This window comes from Nocardia sp. CA-135398 (genome assembly GCF_050955845.1).
Lineage (GTDB): Bacteria > Actinomycetota > Actinomycetes > Mycobacteriales > Mycobacteriaceae > Nocardia.
In genome coordinates this window covers 1,017,341-1,036,577 of the sequence record NZ_CP192084.1, presented here as the reverse complement: position 1 = coordinate 1,036,577, position 19,237 = coordinate 1,017,341, and the positions used below count along the sequence as shown (strand labels likewise).

Sequence of the window (19,237 nt, the reverse complement as noted above, 5' to 3'; positions counted from 1 at the left end):
TTCAGGGACGCAGGTCCGCGCCCACCTCGAGGATTTCGACGCTCGGCCGCTTGTCGGCCTCCAGGAATGCGACCAGTGCATTCGCTTCGGCATCCACCGCCGCGTATTCGGTGGCCGACCACTTCCTGGTCGGGGTGATACGCAGGCGGGCGACGCCCTTCTCCAGGAAAATCTTGTAGAAGCCCGCGAGGAAACCGTCGACAAGGACCGGGGATACCGCGGCGGCGAATGCGCGCAGGGGTGGGGCAGCACCGTCGGGGACGATTCTGGTCCGGTCCTGGTGCGAGAGGATCGCATTGTCGTACCAGCCGAGCAGGCGGACCGGGGCGGGCAGGTCGGGATCGGCGAGTTCGCCGTCGGCGATGTCGTAGAGGGTGCGGCCGCGTTCGTCGGTGTAGGTGCGCAGCCGGTCGCCGAGCTGTTCGACGGCGGCCTTCATGCCGGTCAGCTTCGACCAGGTCTGCATATCCATGGTGCTGGCCGGACCGAAGGCACGCAGATAGCGAAAGACCAACTCCGCCAATGGATAACCGGGCTCGAGTGGCGCGCCGAGCCAGGGTTCGACCCGAGACCACACCGGCCTGCTGTTGTCCTTCCACCGGCCCCGCGGCGGAGTCTGCAGCACCGGCAGTTGGTACAGCCAGGTCTGCAGCACCGCACCGGCATCGCGATCCGGGTAGATCGCCGCGGCCTTGGCACGCAGGTCCGCCGCCGACATCGGCTCGTCGCCGAGCGCGGCCTCGCCGTGCTGGCGCACCTCGTCCGGATCCAAGCCGAGCATCGCGCCGTAGTTGAAACCCTTTCGGAACGGGACCTTTTCCAGCTCGGGCTGGATATGCGGTGCGATACGCAACGCATCCGGCGGTGTGACCATATGGATCGTCCCGCGCATCAAGGTGATTCGCACCAGCGAGCGGTCCTCCAGGCCGGCCGAAACCGTCGCGGGATCGAAATCCGCTATGCGGCTCCACAATCCGACGAACGGCGGTGGCGAATCCTGGGCCTGCAGACCCACCAGGTGCTCGCACATTTCCGGCACGGTCAGCGTCGACCGCTCCAGCAAGTGCTGGCGCGCAAGCAATGTCCGATTCAGTACCCGATTAGACAACATCTGCGCGGCGATTCCATGAGGTGTGCTGGGCGAGGTTCATGATCAGATCACCGTACCGGCGCGCACGATCCACCACGCCGCGCATCGGATAGTCGTGGATCGTGCGGCGGCCATGATCAGCGCAGGGTGACGACGACCTTGCCGGTGGCGGTGCGATTGTCGAGGGAGGCGACGGCCTCGGCGGCGCGGTCCAGCGGGTAGAGCACGGGTTCGGGCGGCGCGATCTTGCCGGAGGCGAGCAGCGGCTCGACCTCTTCCCACTGCTCGGTCAGATAATCCGGATGGGTCATCACCCACTCACCCCAGGCCGCGCCAATCACCTCGACATTCTTGAGCAGCAGTCGATTCACCTTGACCGTCGGGATCTCACCGGCGGTGAAGCCGACCACCAGCAGGCGGCCCGCCGGAGCGAGACTGCGGATGCTGTCGGTGAACCGGTCGCCGCCGACCGGATCGAGCACGATATCCACACCGCGGCCACCGGTCAGCTCCTTGACCGCCGCGAGCCAGCCGTCGGTCAGCACCACATCGGTGGCACCGTTGGCGCGCGCGACCGCCGCCTTCTCCTCGGTGCTCACCACCGCGATCACCCGCCCGGCACCCAGCGCCACCGCCATCCGCAGTGTCGAGGTGCCGATACCGCCCGCGGCGCCGTGCACGAGCACGGTCTCCCCCGCGGCCAGCCTGCCGCGGTTGCGCAGGCAGAAGTGCACGGTCAGATCGTTGAACAGGATCCCGGCCCCCGCCTCCAGGGATACGTTGTCCGGCAACCGGAACACCATCTGCGTCGGCGTGACCGCCACCTCGGCGATGGCATTGCCGAGCATGGTCAGTGCGACCACCCGATCCCCCGCCGCGACGTGCGCACCCTCCGGCGCCTCCCGCACGATTCCCGCGACCTCGCCGCCGACGACGAACGGCAACTCGGGCTTCATCTGATACAGACCCCGTGTCATCAGCACATCGGGAAAAGCCACCCCGGCCGCGTGCACGTCGATGACCACGCCCCCCGAATATGCCGCGGGCTCCGGAATCTCGACGACCTCGATCGCTTCCGGCCCCTCCAGCTTGCTGACCTGGGCTGCGCGCATATGCCGACCTCTCTGTCCACTCGGCGACACCCACATCATCACCGATGTCCCGATCAACCTAACCACCCCCGCTCAGCCCCCTGTCCACACCACCCGTTTTTGCTATGCTGACCGCTACCTGAGGTGGGGACGAAGGGGGAATTTTTCGTGGTGGACAAGATGGATCCGGGCACGTTGCGGGTCGATGCGGGCGCGCTGCAGAAATTCGCGGACAACCTGCGCACCGAGGCGGGCGATATCGGCAAGCTCAATGCCGGTGAAGGCTTCGCGGTGGCGGCCGCGGCATTGCCGGGTACCGACTTCGGCTCCGTCATACCGGAAGTCACCGACACGGTGAATCGCTGCGTGCAGCGCATCGGCCAGCGGCTGACCACGATTGCCGACAATACGAAGAACGCGGCGGGTAAGTACGAGTTGGCCGAGGACGAGTTCGCGAACAAGCTGAAGACGATCGGGCTGCGGCTGCCATGACACTCACCATCGACGATGTCAGCAACTGGCATCCGGAAAAGCTCGGTGACGCGGGCAAGCAAGCCGAGAAGATCGCAGACGGCCTCGATGGTGTCGTCGGCAAGGGTGTTACCGACACCAAGGGGCTCGAGGACACCAGAGCTTGGTCCGGGGCCGCGGGCCAGGCGGCAAACGATCGGATGGAGACCGAGAAGTCCCGAGCCGGCAAGGTGAGCGCCGAATTGCACACGCTCCAAACCGCGTTCAACGAACAGGTACAGAACCTGCAGAGCGCAAAAGACAATGTGCTGCGCCTGCGCAACGACGCCATCAACCAGAATCCGCCCTTCGAGGTATCCGCCGATGGCACCGTCAGCGCCGCACCGCGCATCGCCGAGATCCGCCGAGCCGAGGGCGAAGGCAGCGACAACTCGACAACCGCGGTGAACGAACAACTCGAAGCCGCGCGTCGACAGTGGGAACTGGTCCTCGCGTTGCAAGCCGCCGAGACAGCCGCGAACACCGCCCGCGACAGGATCCGTGATGCGGTCGGGAAGTTGCAGGCGGCCTTCAACGATCTCGGCGACCCGAATCTCGGTGTGACGCAGACACAGAACACCGGCACCACACCAGCCTCCGCTACCTCCACCAGGAGCAAGCCCAGCTATGTGACGAGCAGTCACAACGGCAGCGGCTCCGGATCGTCTTCCGGCACATCGACTTACGGGACCACCGGTGGGACGCACAACGCGACCGGGCCGATGCCGACGGGCGACATTGCGGAATGGATCAAGAAGGCCAAGGCCAAGTTGATCGAAATGGGGTACAGCCCGGATCAAATCGACGAGCGGGCCCTGGCCATGATCATCGAGCACGAGTCCGGCGGCAACCCGTTGATCGTCAACGATTGGGACAGCAATGCCGCGGCAGGCCACCCCTCAAAGGGACTGATGCAGACGATCGACAGCACCTTCAACGCGTATAAGGCACCCGGCCACGACAATATCTACGACCCGGTCGACAACATCATCGCCGGAACTCGCTACGCCATCGACCGGTATGGTTCCCTCTCCAATGTCCCGGGTGTAGCGGCCGTCAACAGCGGCGGCGCCTACCAGGGTTACTGACCGAGGACCCGCCCCATTGCCCCCTGGACGATCCGTGCGATCGGGCGGTGTCGTCCCGCTGTGGATCGGCGTGTTCGGCCGGCTTGCCGAGTTTCGCGGGTAGGTCGGCCTCGAGCATGGCCCAATACCGCCCGGGGACCGACAGATGGGGGTAGAGGCGGCTCGACGCGAGTGTGTGACGTACGCCCCGTAAAGTCGTCTCAGAACAGCAGCGTAAGAGAACGCGGCACACCGTGCAGCGCGAGGAGCACCAGTGTCACTCGATCAGCCACTCGCCCCGCTTCCCCAGGAGGGCATGGGGTTCGCGTCGGCGTGGCCCATCCGGGCTGGCGATGTAGATCCGTACAACCGCTTGCGGTTCGACGCAGTCGCACGTTATCTGCAGGACATCGCCTGGGAGCAATTGCAACAGACGAATCTGCATACAACCGATCCGAGCTGGATCGTGCGTCGTACGGTCATCGACGTGATCCGGCCGATCCTGTGGCCCGACCAGGTGCGGCTGCTGCGGTGGTGTTCGAGCATGTCCACCCGGTGGACGAATATGCGGGTGCGCATCACCAGTGCGAACGGCGGATTGATCGAGACCGAGGGCTTCTGGATCAATATCAGCGAGTCCAACAACATGCCCGCCAGGATCAGCGACGAGGGCCTGGCCTATCTGGCGCAGACCACCAATGAGCATCGCCTGCGCTGGCGGCCCTATCTCACCGAAGCCACCCCGCCGGAATCGGATACCGATATGCCGTTCCCGGTGCGGGCCACCGATATCGACCAGTACAACCACGTCAACAATGCCTGTTACTGGCAGGCGGTGGAACAGTTCCTGGTCGAATACCCCAAGCTGGTCGCGGGGCCGCATCGCGCGGTGATCGAGTACGTCGCGCCGGTGCTGGCTCGTCAGCATGTCACCGTGCGCAGCCGCTACGAACCGGGCGACCGCTCAGGACGGCCGGTACTGCGGCTGTGGTTCGTGGTCGGCGGCACCACCACGACCGTCGTGCGCATCATGCCCCTGTAAAGAAAACCGGCTCCGTTCAGGGAACGGAGCCGGTCGTCTGTTCAGCCGCGCGCGGCCTTCAGCAGATCCTCACGGGTAGTGAACTTGACCCGCGGACGGCCTGACGCCTTACCCGCGGTCTTCTCCGCCGTATCGATCGCCTTCCAGCCCTCACGGTCGACCAGATCGGCGTTCCGCTGTCCGAGCAGTGCCTTCAGCGCGGCACGATCGCCCTGTGGCACACCGAGTTTGCCCGCGGTGAAGTCGGCGAGGAGCTGTTCGACGGTCTCCTCCGAGTCGATGCGGTTGGAGCCGATGACACCGCGCGGACCGCGCTTGATCCAACCGCTCACGTACACGCCGGGCACCGGAATGCCGTCCTCGCCGATGACGCGGCCGTGCTCATTGGGGACGACAGCACGGCGCTCGTCGAAGGGCAGGTCCTTGATCGCTTCGCCCTTGTAGCCGATGGAACGCAAAACCAGTCCGGTGTCCAGGGTTTCGCTGCGATCGGTCGTGCGCGCCAGCAATTGGCCGTTCTCACTGACCAATTCGTTGTGCGCGAACTCCACCGACTCGACATGATCGGCGCCGTGCACCGCCGTCGGTGAGACCAGATAGCGGAAGACGATCCGCTTATTGGCCGGATCACGACGCCCCGACGCGTATTCCTTGGCCAGGGTGTACTTGAGCTCCAGCGACGGCTCGACCTCGGGATCGTCCAGCAGCGCCTGGCTGCCCGGGTCGAGTGCCAGATCGGCCTCCTCGACGATGACATCGACGCCCTTCAGATGCGTCAGTGCCAGGAACTCCGGCGAGGTGTATGCCGCCTGCAGCGGACCGCGCCGACCGAGCACGACGACCTCGCGGATATTGCTGCCGCGCAGCGCGTCCAGGGCATGGTCGGCGATATCGGTCTTGGCGAGTTCATCCGGATCCACCGTCAGCACCCGAGCGACATCGAGGGCGACGTTGCCGTTGCCGACGATCACCGCGCGCTCGCCGGACAGGTCGAACTTGCGATCCGCGTAGTCCGGATGGCCGTTGTACCAGGCGACGAATTCGGTCGCGGAATGGCTGCCCGGCAGATCCTCGCCAGGCACACCGAGGCGCCGGTCGGCGGACGCGCCCACCGCGTAGATGACCGCGTGGTGATGGGCGAGCAGTTCCTCATGGGTGATGTGCGAGCCGACCTCCACATTGAGGTAGTACTGCAGCGCCTCGCGCCGGAAGGCCGACTCGAACAGCCCGGAGACCGTCTTGGTGCCCGGGTGGTCGGGGGCGACGCCCGCACGCACCAGACCCCACGGCGTGGGCAGCCGGTCGAACATCTCGACTTCGACATCGCAGCGGCGCAGCAGTTCGTCGGCCGCGTAGCAGGCGGCGGGTCCCGCCCCGATTATCGCGACGCGCAGCGTGCCGAGTTCCTTGGGTGGGCGCGCGGGCGTGACGATCGGATCGAAGTTCGATTCGAGTGGATGCCGTTGGAAGTAGGCGGCGTTGATGTCACGGAACCTGGCCAGCGACGCGGTCAGATCATCCTCGGAGAAGATGGCCTCCACCGGGCACGCGTCGACGCAGGCACCGCAGTCGATACAGGTGTCGGGGTCGATGTAGAGCATCTCGGTCGTCGCGAATTCCGGCTGGTCCGGGGTGGGACGGATGCAATCGACCGGGCACTCAGTGACGCAGCTGGCGTCGTTGCAACAACGCTGCGTGATTACGTAGGCCATATTGTGCAGATCCTCGAAAATGTACCTGGGCTATAGCCACCCAAGGGGGTCGGGAGTGGGTCGGGTGCGTCATCGTCACGGTGCCGACGGAGGGTGCCCCATGAGGCGCCGTGATGTGATGACGCTTTCAGTTTGCCTCGAGTGTGTTCGAGGCCTCTCCTCCGGAGGGCTTACGGTATCTCCATGGTGCGGACTCTGATCCTCATGCGGCACGGTAAATCGGCCTATCCCGACGGTATCTCGGATCACGAGCGCCCGCTTGCACCGCGTGGTCAGCGCGAGGCCGGACTTGCCGGTCAGTGGTTACGGGAGACCCAGCCGCCGATCGATGCGGTACGGTGCTCGACCGCGACCCGCACGCGGGAAACGCTGGCCGCCACCGGAGTTACCGCACCGGTGGTCTACGAGGCGGGCATCTACGAGGCGTCACCGCGCACGCTCATCGAATTGGTCCAGCTCAGCGATGACGATGTCACGACGCTGCTGGTAATCGGGCATGCGCCCGGAATGCCGTGGACGGCATGGGAGTTGGCGAGCAATCGCGATTCCGAACCGGCGATCGAGCTCAGCCGGAAGTTCCCCACGTCGGCGCTCGCGGTACTCGAATTCGACCGACCGTGGGCGCAGGTGGACGAGGGCACCGGCGATCTGGTGCGCTTCCACATTCCGCGCTGAACGCGGGTGCGCTCAGTGCAGTAGTTTGCCGCCGACGACCACGACGACGCCGAGGACGACGAGCAGCACGAACGCGGCGAATCCGCCGAGCAGCCACCACACGACGCCGAGCGCCAGCACGAACGGCGCCACCGCGATGGCGGTGATCACGGGGCTTTCCTTGACCGTGGCCCAGGCCGAGCGGGCCCTGATCCGGTCGATGTCCTTACCTGGCATGTCACCAGGGTAGGTGCGAAAACCAGTTCTCGCCGTCGAGCCGGTGGGATGCTCGACCGATGGATTGGAAAATCGAACTGGTCGCAATCCCGGTGACCGATGTGGACCGTGCAAAGGACTTCTACACCAAGATCGGCTTCAATGCCGACCACGACCACCGTGTCAACGAGAGCCTGCGCTTCGTCCAGCTGACCCCACCCGGCTCCGGCTGCTCCATCTGCATCGGCGAAGGCATCACCGACGCCGCACCGGGCAGTGTCGAAGGCATGCAGATGGTCGTCGCGAGCGCCGAGGAGGCGTACCAGCAGCTGGTCGCGGCGGGTGTCGAGGCGTCGCCGGTGAAGGACCTCGGCTGGGGCCTGTTCACCTTCTTCGCCGATCCGGACGGCAACAAATGGGCCGTGCAGGAGCTGCCCAAGCGCGACTGAACCCGCGAACCGGCCCAGCCCACGGCGGTCATCGCCGCGTAGCAGATGCGCGGCGATGACCGCGTTCGGGCGCATCAGCCAGAACGAGATTCGGCGGCGTTGGCTGTCCACCTGCCGCCGAATCCGTGATCCGGCAGAATTGGGGCTTGCTTGGAGTGCGCTCCAGGTTATTAACGTCGATCGTGTTCATCGAGAAGGGCGAATGCAGTGGGTGGAGCCGTAGGTCAGGTTGTCGGTGATCAGCAAGTCGTCGATCCGGATCGGGAGAAACCGCAGTATTCGATCGGCGAGGCGGCTGATCGGTCGGGACTCAGTCGCGACACGCTGCGCTGGTACGAGCGGATCGGGCTGATGAACTACATCGGGCGCGATCACGCCGGGAAGCGGCGGTTCAGCAATCGCGATCTGGAATGGTTGGCGTTGATCGGCAGGCTGCGCAGCACCGGGATGTCGGTGGCGGACATGGTGCGCTATGCCGAATTGGTGCGGGAGGGGGAATCCACCGTGCCCGAGCGGCTGCAGATGTTCCGCAATACCCGCGCGGAGGTGCTCGCCAAGATCGACGAACTCCGTCAGACCCTGGCCGTGCTCGATTACAAGATCGACCTGTACGAGGGCAAGACCGCCGTCAAACCGGCCGCACTCACGAAATGACTGCTCGTCAGGAGGCATCGGTGTCCACACTGACGCTCAACGTCCGATTCACCGCCAAGCCCGGTCACGAGACCGAACTGCGCGAGACGCTCGAGGATTTGGTCGCGCCGACCCTTGCCGAGGCAGGCTGCATCGCCTACGAGCTGTATCTGCACCCGAGCGATCCGAGCCGCGTCGTGCTGCTCGAGGAGTGGGTCGACGAAGCGGCGCTCGCGACGCATTTCGAAACCCCGCATCTGAAGGAGGCCGCGGTGATATTGGACGAGATCCTGATCGAGCCGTTCCAACTCCGGCGGTTCCGCGAGGTCGCCTGATCGCCGGGAACCCCGATGCAGCACGGCGATCCGGACCGAAGTCCGGTCACCGTGCTGCTCTACTATCCGGACCATGGAGTCCTCCGGCAGACGCGTGTTCATCGATAAACAGACACCCGAGGCGTTTCGCGCGCTGAACACCGTGGCCAGCGCGGTCCGCGCGGCGGGTGCCGAGGCCGGACTCGACCGCAGGATCATCGAACTGATCAATCTGCGCGTCTCGCAGATCAACGGCTGCGCCTACTGCCTTGACGTGCACCATCGCGCCGCCGTCGCGGCCGGTGCCACCGAGCGCGAACTCGCCGTACTGTCCGCGTGGCGGCGCACCGAGCTGTACACCCCGCGGGAACGGGCCGCGCTGGCACTTGCCGAACTCACCACCACGCTGCCGGACGAGGCCACGATGGATCGTGAGTACGCTCTGGCACAGGAGCATCTATCGGATGAGCAGGTCTCGGCGATCCTCTGGGTCGCCACCACGATCGGCGCTTTCAACCGCGTCTCGATCCTGAGCAAGCACCCGGTACGCCCGAAAAAGGAGAAGTCGACCATGACCGAATCGACGCCAGCGAGCAACGTCGTTCGCAACGACGAGAAGCAGCGCTATGAGGTGTTCCACGGCGGCGAACTGGCCGGATTCGCCGAGTACGAAGAGCGCGACGACGAGACGGTGTTCATCCACACCGAGATCGATGGCGCGTTTTCCGGTAAGGGCCTCGGCACCGTCCTGGCCCAGAATGCGGTCGAGGATGCCGTCGCCCGCGGCCGGGTGATTCGACCGCTGTGCCCGTTCATCAAGGCGTATCTGGAGAAGCATCCGCAGTACGACGCGCATGTGGTCGGCAAGGGCATCACCCGATGAGCGATCTCGATCCGCATCCTGAGGAAGCGGTGTGCGAAGCGACACCGGGTCCCGGTCCGGTCGCGGAGCTCTATCCGGCGCGCGAGGTCCCGCTCGGCGGGGTGCGCGGTGTTTACGTGGAACGCGTACTGCCGCAACGTGATCTGCCGACCGTCGGCGCCTGGTGCTTCCTCGATCACTTCGGCTCGCCCACGGTCACCAAGACGGGTGCGTCACCGGATATCGATCCGCATCCGCATATCGGATTGCAGACGGTGACCTGGCCGTTCGACGGACGCATCCGGCACCGCGATTCGATCGGCTCCGATGTGCAGATCGAACCGGGACAGCTGAACCTGATGACCTCCGGGCGCGGCATCGCCCATTCCGAATACGGCGTCGCGGGTGCGCACGCCGGGCACGGCCTGCAGCTGTGGATCGCATTGCCCGGCAACAGCCTCGGGATCGATCCGCATTTCGAACAGCATCGCGAGCTGCCGGTGTACCACGCACCCGGTTTGCGAGCCATCGTGTTGATCGGCACGTTCGCCGGGCTCACCTCGCCCGCCAAGGCGTACACACCGATTGTCGGCGCGGACGTGCGGATCGAACCGGGCACCGACACCACCATCGCCCTGGACCCCGACTTCGAGCACGCGCTCATGGTGATCGAGGGCAATGTCACCGCCGATGGCACCGAAATCGCCGCTGGCCCACTGCTCTACCTGGGCACCGGCCGCGACGAACTGCGCCTCGACAGCACCGAGGGCGCGCATTTCGCGCTCATCGGCGGCGAGCCGTTCGGTGAGGAACTGGTGATGTGGTGGAACTTCGTCGGCCGCAGCCACGAGGACATCGTCGAGGCCCGAAACGATTGGGAGAAAAACGTAGTCGAGCGGTTCGCCGATATCGCGGGACACACACCGCAACAGCGCATTCCGGCGCCACCGCTGCCCGGTCTGCATCTGAAGCCACGCAAGCGGCGCATGGGTCCCGCCAGGACCTGAATTCCGGTATCTTCGTCCGCAGCAAACCGGACATTCCACGCCGGCGGTCGGATGAAAGAGCAGGATGAGGATCTCCAGAATCACCGCGACGGCACTGCTTGCGCTCGCGGCCATCACGATCGGCACCGGCGTCGTACACGCCGAACCCGCACCGGCCGCGCCGAATTCGACCGCCGACGTACCCCTCGATCTGCAGGGTTTCTTCCAGCACATCGGCTATCACGTCGCGGCGACGCAGAATCGTCACGCCGTGGTGACGACCATTTCGGAGGGTCGCTGGGATCTGGTTCGCGACAACAAGGTCATCTCGCTGACCGATCCCGACGGGCGGGTGGTCGCCGCCCTGCCGACCGCGGTGAAGATCGCCGGACATCGGATCGATCTGGTGCCGACCATCGATCCGGCGGGCACCCGGCTCTCGCTCACCCCGATCAGCACCACAGATGACCCCGTGCGGGACGTGAGCACCGAGGAGCGCTTCTTCGATCAGGTCGAGAAGTCCATGCCGCAGGTACTGACCGGCGCCGCCATCGGTGCGGCCATCGGATTCGTGCTCGGTTTCCCGCTCGGTCTTTTCGTCTTCGACTTCGTCACCGTCCCGGTCATGACCGTGGTCGGCGGGGCCATCGGTGCGTTCGCCGGTCTGTCCGCCGGTGGTGGTGAACCCGCCGTGCAGGCGGCGATGGATTACTTCGACCTCAATCCCTGAACGAGCCGATATCGTCGTGCGGTAGCAGGCGCTGCGTCCCGATGACGCGCAGTAGATCCAGCTTCTCCGCGGCATCGGTGCCCGGACGCGGCATATAGACCAGTAGACGCTGTGCCGCGTTCGGGGTCAGCAGGGTTTCGCAGACCGTATCGATCCGGCCGACCTCCGGATGCAGGATCTGCTTGATATCCGAAGTGCGCACCGCCACTTCGTGTTCGTGCCACAACCGCTCGAATTCCGCACTCGCGGCACGCAATCGGCTCACATATTCGGTGACGTCGGCATCGCCGGATCGGCGCGCCGCGGTGGCGCGCAGATCCGCGACGTGGTTGCGGCCCAACCGCTCCCAGTCGTCCTCTGGGAAGATCGAACGCGACTGCGGATCGGTGAACCAGCGCCAGGCATAGAACCGGTCCCAGCCGCGCCGATTCGCGTGGTCACCGACGAGCAGGGTGTGCATCCGATTCTGCACCAGCACCTCGCCCAGGTCGGTGATGACCGTGGCCGCGGTGTCGTCCAATTTCGCGAGCATGTGCATGAGCCCGGGACCGACGTGCTTGTCGGCGGATTCGCGTCCGGGCGGGGCGTGGTCGCACAGGTGATACAGGTGGTCGCGCTCGTCATTGCTGAAGCGCAGCGCCCGCGCCAGCGACGCCAGCACCTGGGTGGAGGGACGCGGGCCGCGGGACTGCTCGAGGCGGGTGTAGTAGTCGGTGGACATGCCCGCCAGCATTGCCACCTCGTCTCGGCGCAGACCGGGCGTGCGCCTGCGCACCCCCGGTGGCAGCCCGACATCCGCGGGCGTCAACTGTTCGCGACGCCTGCGCAGGAAATCGGCCAGTTCGGAGCGGTCCATAGCACCACTTTCCCCTAATACGCGCGGGCCAGCCAGGGATCGCCGATCCCCCGATAAGCGATCTCTGCCGCCGCGCGTGGACAGGGTCCAAGCTGGTCCTATGACGACATCGAAGCTCACCAGCAAACTCGGCGATACCGGCCCGGCGGTCAGTCGCATCGGACTGGGCGCCATGGGCATGTCCGGCATGTACGGCGCCGCCGACGACGCCGAATCGATTGCCACCATCCATGCCGCCCTGGACTCCGGCGCCAACCTCATCGACACCGGCGATTTCTATGGCGCTGGTCATAACGAGATGTTGATCGGCAGGGCCATCGCCGAGCGTCCTCGCGAGGACATGGTGCTCAGCGTGAAGTTCGGCGCACTGCGCGGACCGGGTGGCACCTGGGGCGGCACCGATAATCGACCCGTCGCGCTGCGTAACTTCCTCATCTACAGCCTGCAGCGGCTCGGGGTGGATTACATCGATATCTACCGGCCCGCGCGGTTGGACCCGAACGTCCCGATCGAGGAGACCGTCGGGGCCATGGCCGAACTCGTCGAGGCGGGTTATATCCGGCACATCGGCCTGTCCGAGGTCGGCGTAGAAACCATTCGTCGGGCCGCCGCCGTGCACCCGATCGCCGATCTGCAGATCGAATACTCGCTGATCTCCCGGGGTATCGAGGCCGAAATCCTGCCCGCGGTACGGGAACTCGGCATCGGCATCACCGCCTACGGCGTGCTGTCGCGTGGCCTGCTCAGCGATTCGGTTCGTCCGGGAGCGACCTTCGCGCCGACCGACTTCCGGGCGCACAGCCCGCGCTTCCAGGGTGAAAATCTCGACCAGAACCTGAAATTGGTCGACGCGCTCGCGAAAATCGCGGCGGAGAAGGATGTCTCGGTCGCGCAACTGGCCATTGCCTGGGTGCTGACGCGGGGCGCGGATATCGTGCCGATCCTCGGCGCGCGCACGCGCAAGCGCTGGTCGGAATCCCTTGGGGCCGTGGATATCCAGCTCAGCGCCGACGAACTGGCCACCATCGAAGCCGCGGTGCCAGCGGATCAGATCGCGGGCGAGCGTTATGCGCAAGCGCAGATGGCGTTGCTCGACAGCGAGCGCTGAAATCCGGTGCTGGGAGGGTGTGTTCCTCCCAGCTCACTTCCGCCGTGGCCGAATGACCGCCGTGAATGCCGATGCGGCAACGGACTTTCCGGTGCTGTCGGTGATATCCACCGGCACCTCCAGTTCGACGTCGACCCGCGCCGCGATATCGGCGCGCACCTGTGCCAGGGTTTCGGCGGTCAACTCGGAGGTCGCGCGGAACGGACCCGCCTCGCCCTTGGCCCGCGCGAGGTATTCGATCCGGCCGTCACGGGCGACGATGAATGTCTCACCCATCAGATCGACAATGCCGGAAATCGACGCGCCCATCGCCGCGGTCTCAGCCAGCCCGAACAGCACCGCGGCATGCAGATCGCCGTTGTGGTTGAGATGTTCGGGCTTGGGCGCCATCGTCACGACATTGCGGCCAGCGCTGAATGCCACACCTTCGATGCCGGTGAACTGGATAAATCCCAGCTTCTGAAATCCGGCCATCACCAGATCGCCCATGGCCGCGTCATCCATCGCATCTCCCACCGAACTGAAACGTGTTCTAATTTCATACCCCGGCGGATAGCAATTATCCACCGTAGATCAGTAGGAAGACGATTGGGTGAGCGTGACGACCAGGTAGCCGAGCGCGAGTACCGCACACAGCACATTCGCGACCATGGCTCCGATCGCCCAGCCCCGCGCCTTCTTCGACGCATCCATCGCGCCCGCCACGTCACCCGCGATCCACTTCGAATGCACCTGGGTACCGATGACGATCGCGACCAGCCCGAGCGCCGTCCCCACCAGACAGGTGAACGTCCCGATAATCGTGGCGAGGACCGCGAAGCCCAGATGTGCCGGTGGCTCGAACTGCGGCTGGGCCGCCGGGTAGCCATAGCCGGGCTGTTGTCCGTACGTCATGGGTGTAGTCCCGTCTCGAAGTCGGCGGCCGGTCCCGACATTTCGGGCCGCTCCAGCCTACGAACCTTTTCGCGCACTTGTGCACGGCGACCGCGGATGATCGCGCGATCGGCTCGGCTTGGGCACAATTGACAACGGTGGCATATCTATCGCGATTGGATATTGCATGACGGCGTCGACTCGGAAAGCTGAGGGAAAGCCGATGTGTCCGTGGCCGATCGGACGGTAGGGCCGATGTACGACCCGACCGCCGATATCGATCGGATCATCGCGCAGCAAGTGGGTTGGTCCACGGCCGACGACCATCTGCTGTACACCTGCGGTGTCATCGACTTCCTGCTGCACGACCGGCTTGCCGAACTGCCGACCCGAGCCACCATGGTCCGAACCGAATCCGACGAGATCTGCCTGGCCGAGGGCCCAGCGGTCTGGTTTCAGTGGCGGGCGGTCGGCGACGGAACCTGGAATCCCAACAGCGTCATCGCGGTCGGATCGTTGTCCTTCGTGGCCGCCGCCCATATCGGCAATGCCATGGCGAACCGCTCGCGCCGCCGCCAGGCCGAGGCCGGACTGCGCCCGCGATGGGTGGCCGAACGTCCCGGGACGGTAATGGTTTCAGACCGACGGATGTACTGCTACAACGCCGATCATTCGTTCTCGGTGCATTGGGCGGGTCTGGAAATGGTGGATATGCCCGGTCCCGACCGGCTGGTCTGCCGTTATCCGGACCGCAACGGCAATCCACACCTGCTGCAGGTCCAAAGCCCATGGGCCGTACTGATTTTCGCGCTCGCGGCGCACACCCAGTTCCCGCGCCACCCCCTCCTGCTATCGGGCAACTGGCTACCGGCGGGGTTCGAGGAGAAATGCCATATCGCAGGCAAAACCTGTCCCCGAGTGCGTCATCGGGATCGGTAGACCGGGACAACGCAAAGGGCCCCCGCTCCGGAGGGAGCGGGGGCCGAATGCTGTTACCGGGTCAGCGGTAGTCGCTGAAACCGTAATCGTCGAGCGGGACCGCGGCACCGGTGGTGGTGCCGAAGCTGTCCGGCGAGTAGTAGGTGTCGTCGTAGGACGGCACCGCGTACGCCGCGGCACGAGCCTCTTCGGTCGGCTGGACCTGGATGTTCCGGTAGCGGTTGATGCCGGTACCGGCCGGGATCAGCTTGCCGATGATCACGTTTTCCTTGAGGCCGATGAGCTTGTCCGAGCGGCAGTTGATGGCCGCGTCGGTCAGGACTCGCGTGGTCTCCTGGAAGGATGCCGCCGACAGCCACGAATCGGTCGCGAGCGACGCCTTCGTGATACCCATCAGCACCGGGCGACCCGCCGCGGGCTCATTGCCCTCGGCGACGACGCGACGGTTGGAGGCCTCGAACTCGGAACGCTCGGTGAGCGAGCCGGGCAGGAACTCCGTGGCACCCGAATCGATGATCGTCACGCGACGCAGCATCTGGCGCACGATGACCTCGATGTGCTTGTCGTGGATCGACACACCCTGCGAGCGGTAGACCTCCTGGACCTCGTGGACCAGGTGGATCTGCACCTGACGGGGGCCCATCACGCGCAGCACCTCGTGCGGATCCGCCGCGCCTTCCAGCAGCTGCTGGCCGACCTCGACGTGGTCACCGTCGGAGAGCAGACGCTCGGTGCCGTCGTCGTGCTTGAACACCCGCAGACGCTGACGCTTCGAGAGCTTGTCGTAGACAACCTCTTCGCCACCGTCATCCGGGATGATGGTGATCTTGTAGAAGCGATCGTCGTCCTCGAGCCGCACCCGACCCGAGACCTCCGCGATCGGCGCCTTGCCCTTCGGCACACGAGCCTCGAAGAGCTCCTGCACACGGGGCAGACCGCCGGTGATGTCGTCACCCGCGACACCACCCTGGTGGAAGGTACGCATGGTCAGCTGGGTACCGGGCTCACCGATGGACTGCGCGGCGACGATACCGACGGCCTCACCGATATCGACCAGCTTGCCGGTCGCCATGGAGCGGCCGTAGCAGGTCGCGCACACGCCGGTGCCGGTGGTGCAGGTCAGCACGGAGCGAACCTTCACATCGGTGATGCCCGCGTCGAGCAGCGCCTCGATGGCCGGATCGCCGAGGTCGGCGCCCTTCGCCACGACGACGTTGCCCTTCGTGTCCACCGCATCCGACGCGAGAGTCCGCGCGTAGGCGGAGGTCTCGACGTGCGCATCCCGGATGAGCGAGCCGTCGAGCTGCTTCTCCGCGATCGGCACCACGATGCCGCGCTCGGTGCCACAGTCGTGCTCGCGCACGATGACGTCCTGCGAGACGTCCACCAGACGACGGGTCAGGTAACCCGAGTCGGCGGTGCGAAGCGCGGTGTCGGCCAGACCCTTACGCGCACCGTGGGTGTTGATGAAGTACTCCAGCACCGTCAGGCCCTCACGGAAGGAGGACTTGATCGGCCGCGGGATGAACTCACCCTTCGGGTTGGTAACCAGGCCCTTCATACCGGCGAGGGTACGAGTCTGGGTGAAGTTACCGGTCGCGCCCGAGTCGACGATCGTGATGATCGGGTTGTCGGCCGGGTAGTGCGAACGCAGCGCCTTACCGACCTCTTCGGTCGCTTCCTGCCAGATCTTGACCAGGGCGTTGTTGCGCTCCTGGTGGTCGAGAGCACCACGCTGGTACTTCTTCTCGATCTGATCGGACTGCGCCTCGTAGCGCTCCATGATCTCGGTCTTCTCCGGCGGAACGAGCACGTCCGACATCGAGACCGTCACGCCGGAACGGGTGGCCCAGTAGAAGCCCGCGTCCTTGAGCTTGTCGACGGTCTGCGCGACCACGATCATCGGGTAGCGCTCGGCCAGATCGTTGATGATCGTGGCCTGACGCTTCTTCGGCATCTGCTCGTTGATGAACGCGTAGTCCGCCGGGAGCAGCTCGTTGAACAGCACGCGACCGAGGGTGGTCTCGGCGATCCAAGCGTCGCCGCGATTCCAGCCGTCCGGGAACTGCTCGGCCTCGATCGCCTTCGGCGGGCGCTGGTCGGTGAGGCGCACCTTGATCAGCGAACGCACGGTGAGCTCACCGCGGTCCACGGCCATCTGCGCCTCGGCGGGCGAGGAGTACACGCCCTGTTCCGGTGCGTCCTTGGTGGCCGCCTGGTACTCGCCCTTCGCGCCCTCTTCCAGGCGGGTCAGGTAGTACAGACCGGTCACCATGTCCAGACGCGGCATGGCCAGCGGACGACCCGAGGCGGGCGACAGGATGTTGTTCGAGGACAGCATCAGGATGCGAGCCTCGGCCTGCGCCTCCGCGGACAGCGGCAGGTGCACGGCCATCTGGTCACCGTCGAAGTCGGCGTTGAACGCCTCACAGACCAGCGGGTGCAGCTGGATGGCCTTACCTTCCACCAGCTGCGGCTCGAAGGCCTGGATACCGAGGCGGTGCAGGGTGGGCGCACGGTTCAGCAGCACCGGGTGCTCGGCGATGACCTCTTCGAGGACATCCCACACCTGAGGCCGCTGCCGCTCCACCATCCGCTTGGCGGACTTGATGTTCTGCGCGTGGTTCAGATCGACCAGACGCTTCATCACGAACGGCTTGAACAGCTCCAGCGCCATCAGCTTCGGCAGACCGCACTGATGCAGCTTCAACTGCGGACCGACCACGATGACCGAACGGCCCGAGTAGTCGACGCGCTTACCGAGCAGGTTCTGCCGGAAACGACCCTGCTTACCCTTGAGCAGATCGCTCAGCGACTTCAGCGGGCGGTTACCCGGTCCGGTGACCGGGCGGCCGCGGCGGCCGTTGTCGAACAGCGCGTCCACCGACTCCTGCAGCATCCGCTTCTCGTTGTTGACGATGATCTCGGGCGCGCCGAGATCGATCAGTCGCTTGAGGCGGTTGTTGCGGTTGATCACGCGGCGGTACAGGTCGTTCAGGTCGGAGGTGGCGAAGCGGCCACCGTCGAGCTGAACCATCGGGCGCAGCTCCGGTGGGATCACCGGAACGGCGTCGAGCACCATGCCCATGGGCGAGTTGCCGTTGGCCTGGAAGGCCGCGACGACCTTGAGCCGCTTGAGCGCGCGCAGCTTCTTCTGGCCCTTACCGCTGCGGATGGTCTCGCGCAGCGATTCGGCCTCGGCGTCGATGTCGAAGTTCTCCATCAACTTCTGGATGGACTCCGCACCCATGGCGCCGGTGAAGTACTCGCCGTAGCGGTCGATCAGCTCGCGGTAGAGCACCTCATCGACGATGAGCTGCTTGACCGACAGCTTGGTGAAGGTGTTCCAGATCTCGTCGAGCCGGTCCAGCTCGCGCTGGGCGCGGTCGCGCAGCTGACGCATTTCGCGCTCGCCGCCGTCCTTGACCTTGCGGCGGACATCGGACTTTGCGCCCTCGGCCTCGAGCTCGGCCAGATCGGCCTCGAGCTTCTGGGCGCGGGCCTCGAGATCGGCGTCGCGCTGATCGGCGACCGCCTTCTTCTCGACCTCCATCTCGGCCTCGAGCGTCGAGAGCTCGTTGTGCCGCAGCTCCTCATCGACGCCGACGATGACGTAGGCGGCGAAGTAGATGATCTTTTCCAGATCCTTCGGCGCCAGGTCGAGCAGGTACCCGAGGCGCGAAGGCACGCCCTTGAAGTACCAGATGTGGGTAACCGGAGCGGCCAGCTCGATGTGGCCCATCCGCTCACGGCGCACCTTGGCGCGAGTCACCTCGACGCCACAGCGCTCACAGATGATGCCCTTGAAGCGGACACGCTTGTACTTACCGCAGTAGCACTCCCAGTCCCGGGTGGGACCGAAGATCTTCTCGCAGAACAGGCCGTCCTTCTCCGGCTTGAGCGTGCGGTAGTTGATGGTCTCCGGCTTTTTCACCTCGCCGTAGGACCACTGGCGGATGTCTTCGGCGGTGGCCAGACCGATCCGGAGTTCATCGAAGAAGTTGACGTCTAGCACGTAACTTCCTTTCCCCTATTCGGGTCGAATTCGAGCAAAAAGTTCACTAGTTGGTCGAGCGCGGAGGCCGGATGTCGTCGGCGTGCACGA

General features: G+C 65.3%; 20 protein-coding genes and 1 pseudogene. 13 read left to right on the top strand and 8 right to left on the bottom strand.

Annotated features, from left to right (window positions below; all coding sequences use genetic code 11):
- Position 1 precedes the first annotated feature (1 nt).
- Complete coding sequence (locus ACQP1T_RS04900) at positions 2-1,111, bottom strand: winged helix DNA-binding domain-containing protein (RefSeq protein WP_433758754.1); 1,110 nt, start codon at positions 1,109-1,111, stop codon at positions 2-4.
- 116 nt (positions 1,112-1,227) lie between these two features.
- Positions 1,228-2,202 (bottom strand): NADPH:quinone oxidoreductase family protein, encoded by a 975-nt coding sequence (locus tag ACQP1T_RS04895; protein ID WP_433758753.1) that lies wholly within the window; start codon positions 2,200-2,202, stop codon positions 1,228-1,230.
- Between the two features lie 147 nt (positions 2,203-2,349).
- Here ACQP1T_RS04895 and ACQP1T_RS04890 point away from each other — a divergent pair, with 147 nt between their 5' ends.
- The 3 genes from ACQP1T_RS04890 to ACQP1T_RS04880 all read left to right on the top strand — a co-directional run bounded on the left by ACQP1T_RS04890 (position 2,350) and on the right by ACQP1T_RS04880 (position 4,800).
- Positions 2,350-2,673, top strand: coding sequence for a type VII secretion target (locus tag ACQP1T_RS04890; protein WP_433758752.1), 324 nt, complete (start codon positions 2,350-2,352; stop codon positions 2,671-2,673).
- On the top strand, positions 2,670-3,779 hold the full coding sequence (locus ACQP1T_RS04885) for a transglycosylase SLT domain-containing protein (protein WP_433758751.1): 1,110 nt from the start codon (positions 2,670-2,672) through the stop codon (positions 3,777-3,779). Before ACQP1T_RS04890 ends, ACQP1T_RS04885 begins: the two co-directional genes overlap by 4 nt.
- 253 nt (positions 3,780-4,032) lie before the next feature.
- Positions 4,033-4,800, top strand: coding sequence for an acyl-[acyl-carrier-protein] thioesterase (locus ACQP1T_RS04880; RefSeq protein WP_433758750.1), 768 nt, complete (start codon positions 4,033-4,035; stop codon positions 4,798-4,800).
- A gap of 41 nt (positions 4,801-4,841) precedes the next feature.
- Here ACQP1T_RS04880 and ACQP1T_RS04875 read toward each other — a convergent pair whose 3' ends face one another.
- Positions 4,842-6,512 carry an FAD-dependent oxidoreductase gene (locus ACQP1T_RS04875; protein ID WP_433758749.1) on the bottom strand — a complete coding sequence of 557 codons (1,671 nt, stop codon included), beginning with the start codon at positions 6,510-6,512 and terminating at the stop codon, positions 4,842-4,844.
- Positions 6,513-6,695: 183 nt separating this feature from the next.
- On the opposite strand from ACQP1T_RS04875, the gene ACQP1T_RS04870 reads away from it, so the two are divergent.
- Positions 6,696-7,187 carry a SixA phosphatase family protein gene (locus ACQP1T_RS04870; RefSeq protein ID WP_433758748.1) on the top strand — a complete coding sequence of 164 codons (492 nt, stop codon included), beginning with the start codon at positions 6,696-6,698 and terminating at the stop codon, positions 7,185-7,187.
- Between the two features lie 12 nt (positions 7,188-7,199).
- Here the strand turns inward: ACQP1T_RS04870 and ACQP1T_RS04865 are convergent, their stop codons facing one another.
- Positions 7,200-7,403 carry a hypothetical protein gene (locus ACQP1T_RS04865; RefSeq protein ID WP_062983850.1) on the bottom strand — a complete coding sequence of 68 codons (204 nt, stop codon included), beginning with the start codon at positions 7,401-7,403 and terminating at the stop codon, positions 7,200-7,202.
- A 59-nt stretch (positions 7,404-7,462) separates the two neighbouring features.
- On the opposite strand from ACQP1T_RS04865, the gene ACQP1T_RS04860 reads away from it, so the two are divergent.
- From ACQP1T_RS04860 to ACQP1T_RS04830, 7 genes and pseudogenes are all read left to right on the top strand, one after another.
- Entirely contained in the window at positions 7,463-7,831 is a 369-nt protein-coding gene (locus ACQP1T_RS04860) for a glyoxalase superfamily protein (RefSeq protein ID WP_433758747.1), read from the top strand.
- A 207-nt stretch (positions 7,832-8,038) separates the two neighbouring features.
- A complete protein-coding gene (locus tag ACQP1T_RS04855) occupies positions 8,039-8,485 on the top strand; it encodes a MerR family transcriptional regulator (protein WP_433758746.1) in 447 nt (148 codons plus the stop codon).
- Between the two features lie 20 nt (positions 8,486-8,505).
- On the top strand, positions 8,506-8,799 hold the full coding sequence (locus ACQP1T_RS04850) for a putative quinol monooxygenase (protein ID WP_433758745.1): 294 nt from the start codon (positions 8,506-8,508) through the stop codon (positions 8,797-8,799).
- Between the two features lie 73 nt (positions 8,800-8,872).
- Positions 8,873-9,337 (top strand): annotated as a pseudogene (locus ACQP1T_RS04845) (carboxymuconolactone decarboxylase family protein); the annotation flags it as partial.
- A 12-nt stretch (positions 9,338-9,349) separates the two neighbouring features.
- Positions 9,350-9,661, top strand: coding sequence for a GNAT family N-acetyltransferase (locus ACQP1T_RS04840; protein WP_433761978.1), 312 nt, complete (start codon positions 9,350-9,352; stop codon positions 9,659-9,661).
- Positions 9,658-10,647: a pirin family protein gene (locus ACQP1T_RS04835; RefSeq protein ID WP_433758744.1), complete on the top strand. Its 990-nt coding sequence runs from the start codon at positions 9,658-9,660 to the stop codon at positions 10,645-10,647. The genes ACQP1T_RS04840 and ACQP1T_RS04835 overlap by 4 nt, the downstream gene beginning before the upstream one ends.
- Positions 10,648-10,711: 64 nt before the next feature.
- Positions 10,712-11,356, top strand: a complete 645-nt coding sequence (locus ACQP1T_RS04830) for a hypothetical protein (protein WP_433758743.1) — start codon at positions 10,712-10,714, stop codon at positions 11,354-11,356.
- On the opposite strand, the gene ACQP1T_RS04825 is transcribed toward ACQP1T_RS04830, so the two are convergent.
- Positions 11,346-12,212: a helix-turn-helix transcriptional regulator gene (locus tag ACQP1T_RS04825; RefSeq protein WP_433758742.1), complete on the bottom strand. Its 867-nt coding sequence runs from the start codon at positions 12,210-12,212 to the stop codon at positions 11,346-11,348. The two genes, ACQP1T_RS04830 and ACQP1T_RS04825, sit on opposite strands and share 11 nt — an antisense overlap.
- 100 nt (positions 12,213-12,312) lie before the next feature.
- Between ACQP1T_RS04825 and ACQP1T_RS04820 the strand changes: the two genes are divergently transcribed.
- The gene (locus tag ACQP1T_RS04820) at positions 12,313-13,320 is read left to right on the top strand and encodes an aldo/keto reductase (protein WP_433758741.1); all 1,008 of its coding nucleotides are present in this window, start codon (positions 12,313-12,315) and stop codon (positions 13,318-13,320) included.
- Positions 13,321-13,353: 33 nt separating this feature from the next.
- Here the strand turns inward: ACQP1T_RS04820 and ACQP1T_RS04815 are convergent, their stop codons facing one another.
- On the bottom strand, positions 13,354-13,824 hold the full coding sequence (locus ACQP1T_RS04815; protein WP_433758740.1) for a PaaI family thioesterase: 471 nt from the start codon (positions 13,822-13,824) through the stop codon (positions 13,354-13,356).
- Positions 13,825-13,893: 69 nt separating this feature from the next.
- A complete protein-coding gene (locus ACQP1T_RS04810) occupies positions 13,894-14,214 on the bottom strand; it encodes a CD225/dispanin family protein (protein WP_433758739.1) in 321 nt (106 codons plus the stop codon).
- A 234-nt stretch (positions 14,215-14,448) separates the two neighbouring features.
- On the opposite strand from ACQP1T_RS04810, the gene ACQP1T_RS04805 reads away from it, so the two are divergent.
- A complete protein-coding gene (locus ACQP1T_RS04805) occupies positions 14,449-15,132 on the top strand; it encodes a hypothetical protein (RefSeq protein ID WP_433758738.1) in 684 nt (227 codons plus the stop codon).
- Positions 15,133-15,193: 61 nt separating this feature from the next.
- On the opposite strand, the gene ACQP1T_RS04800 is transcribed toward ACQP1T_RS04805, so the two are convergent.
- Positions 15,194-19,147: a DNA-directed RNA polymerase subunit beta' gene (locus tag ACQP1T_RS04800; RefSeq protein ID WP_433758737.1), complete on the bottom strand. Its 3,954-nt coding sequence runs from the start codon at positions 19,145-19,147 to the stop codon at positions 15,194-15,196.
- Positions 19,148-19,237: the final 90 nt, after the last annotated feature.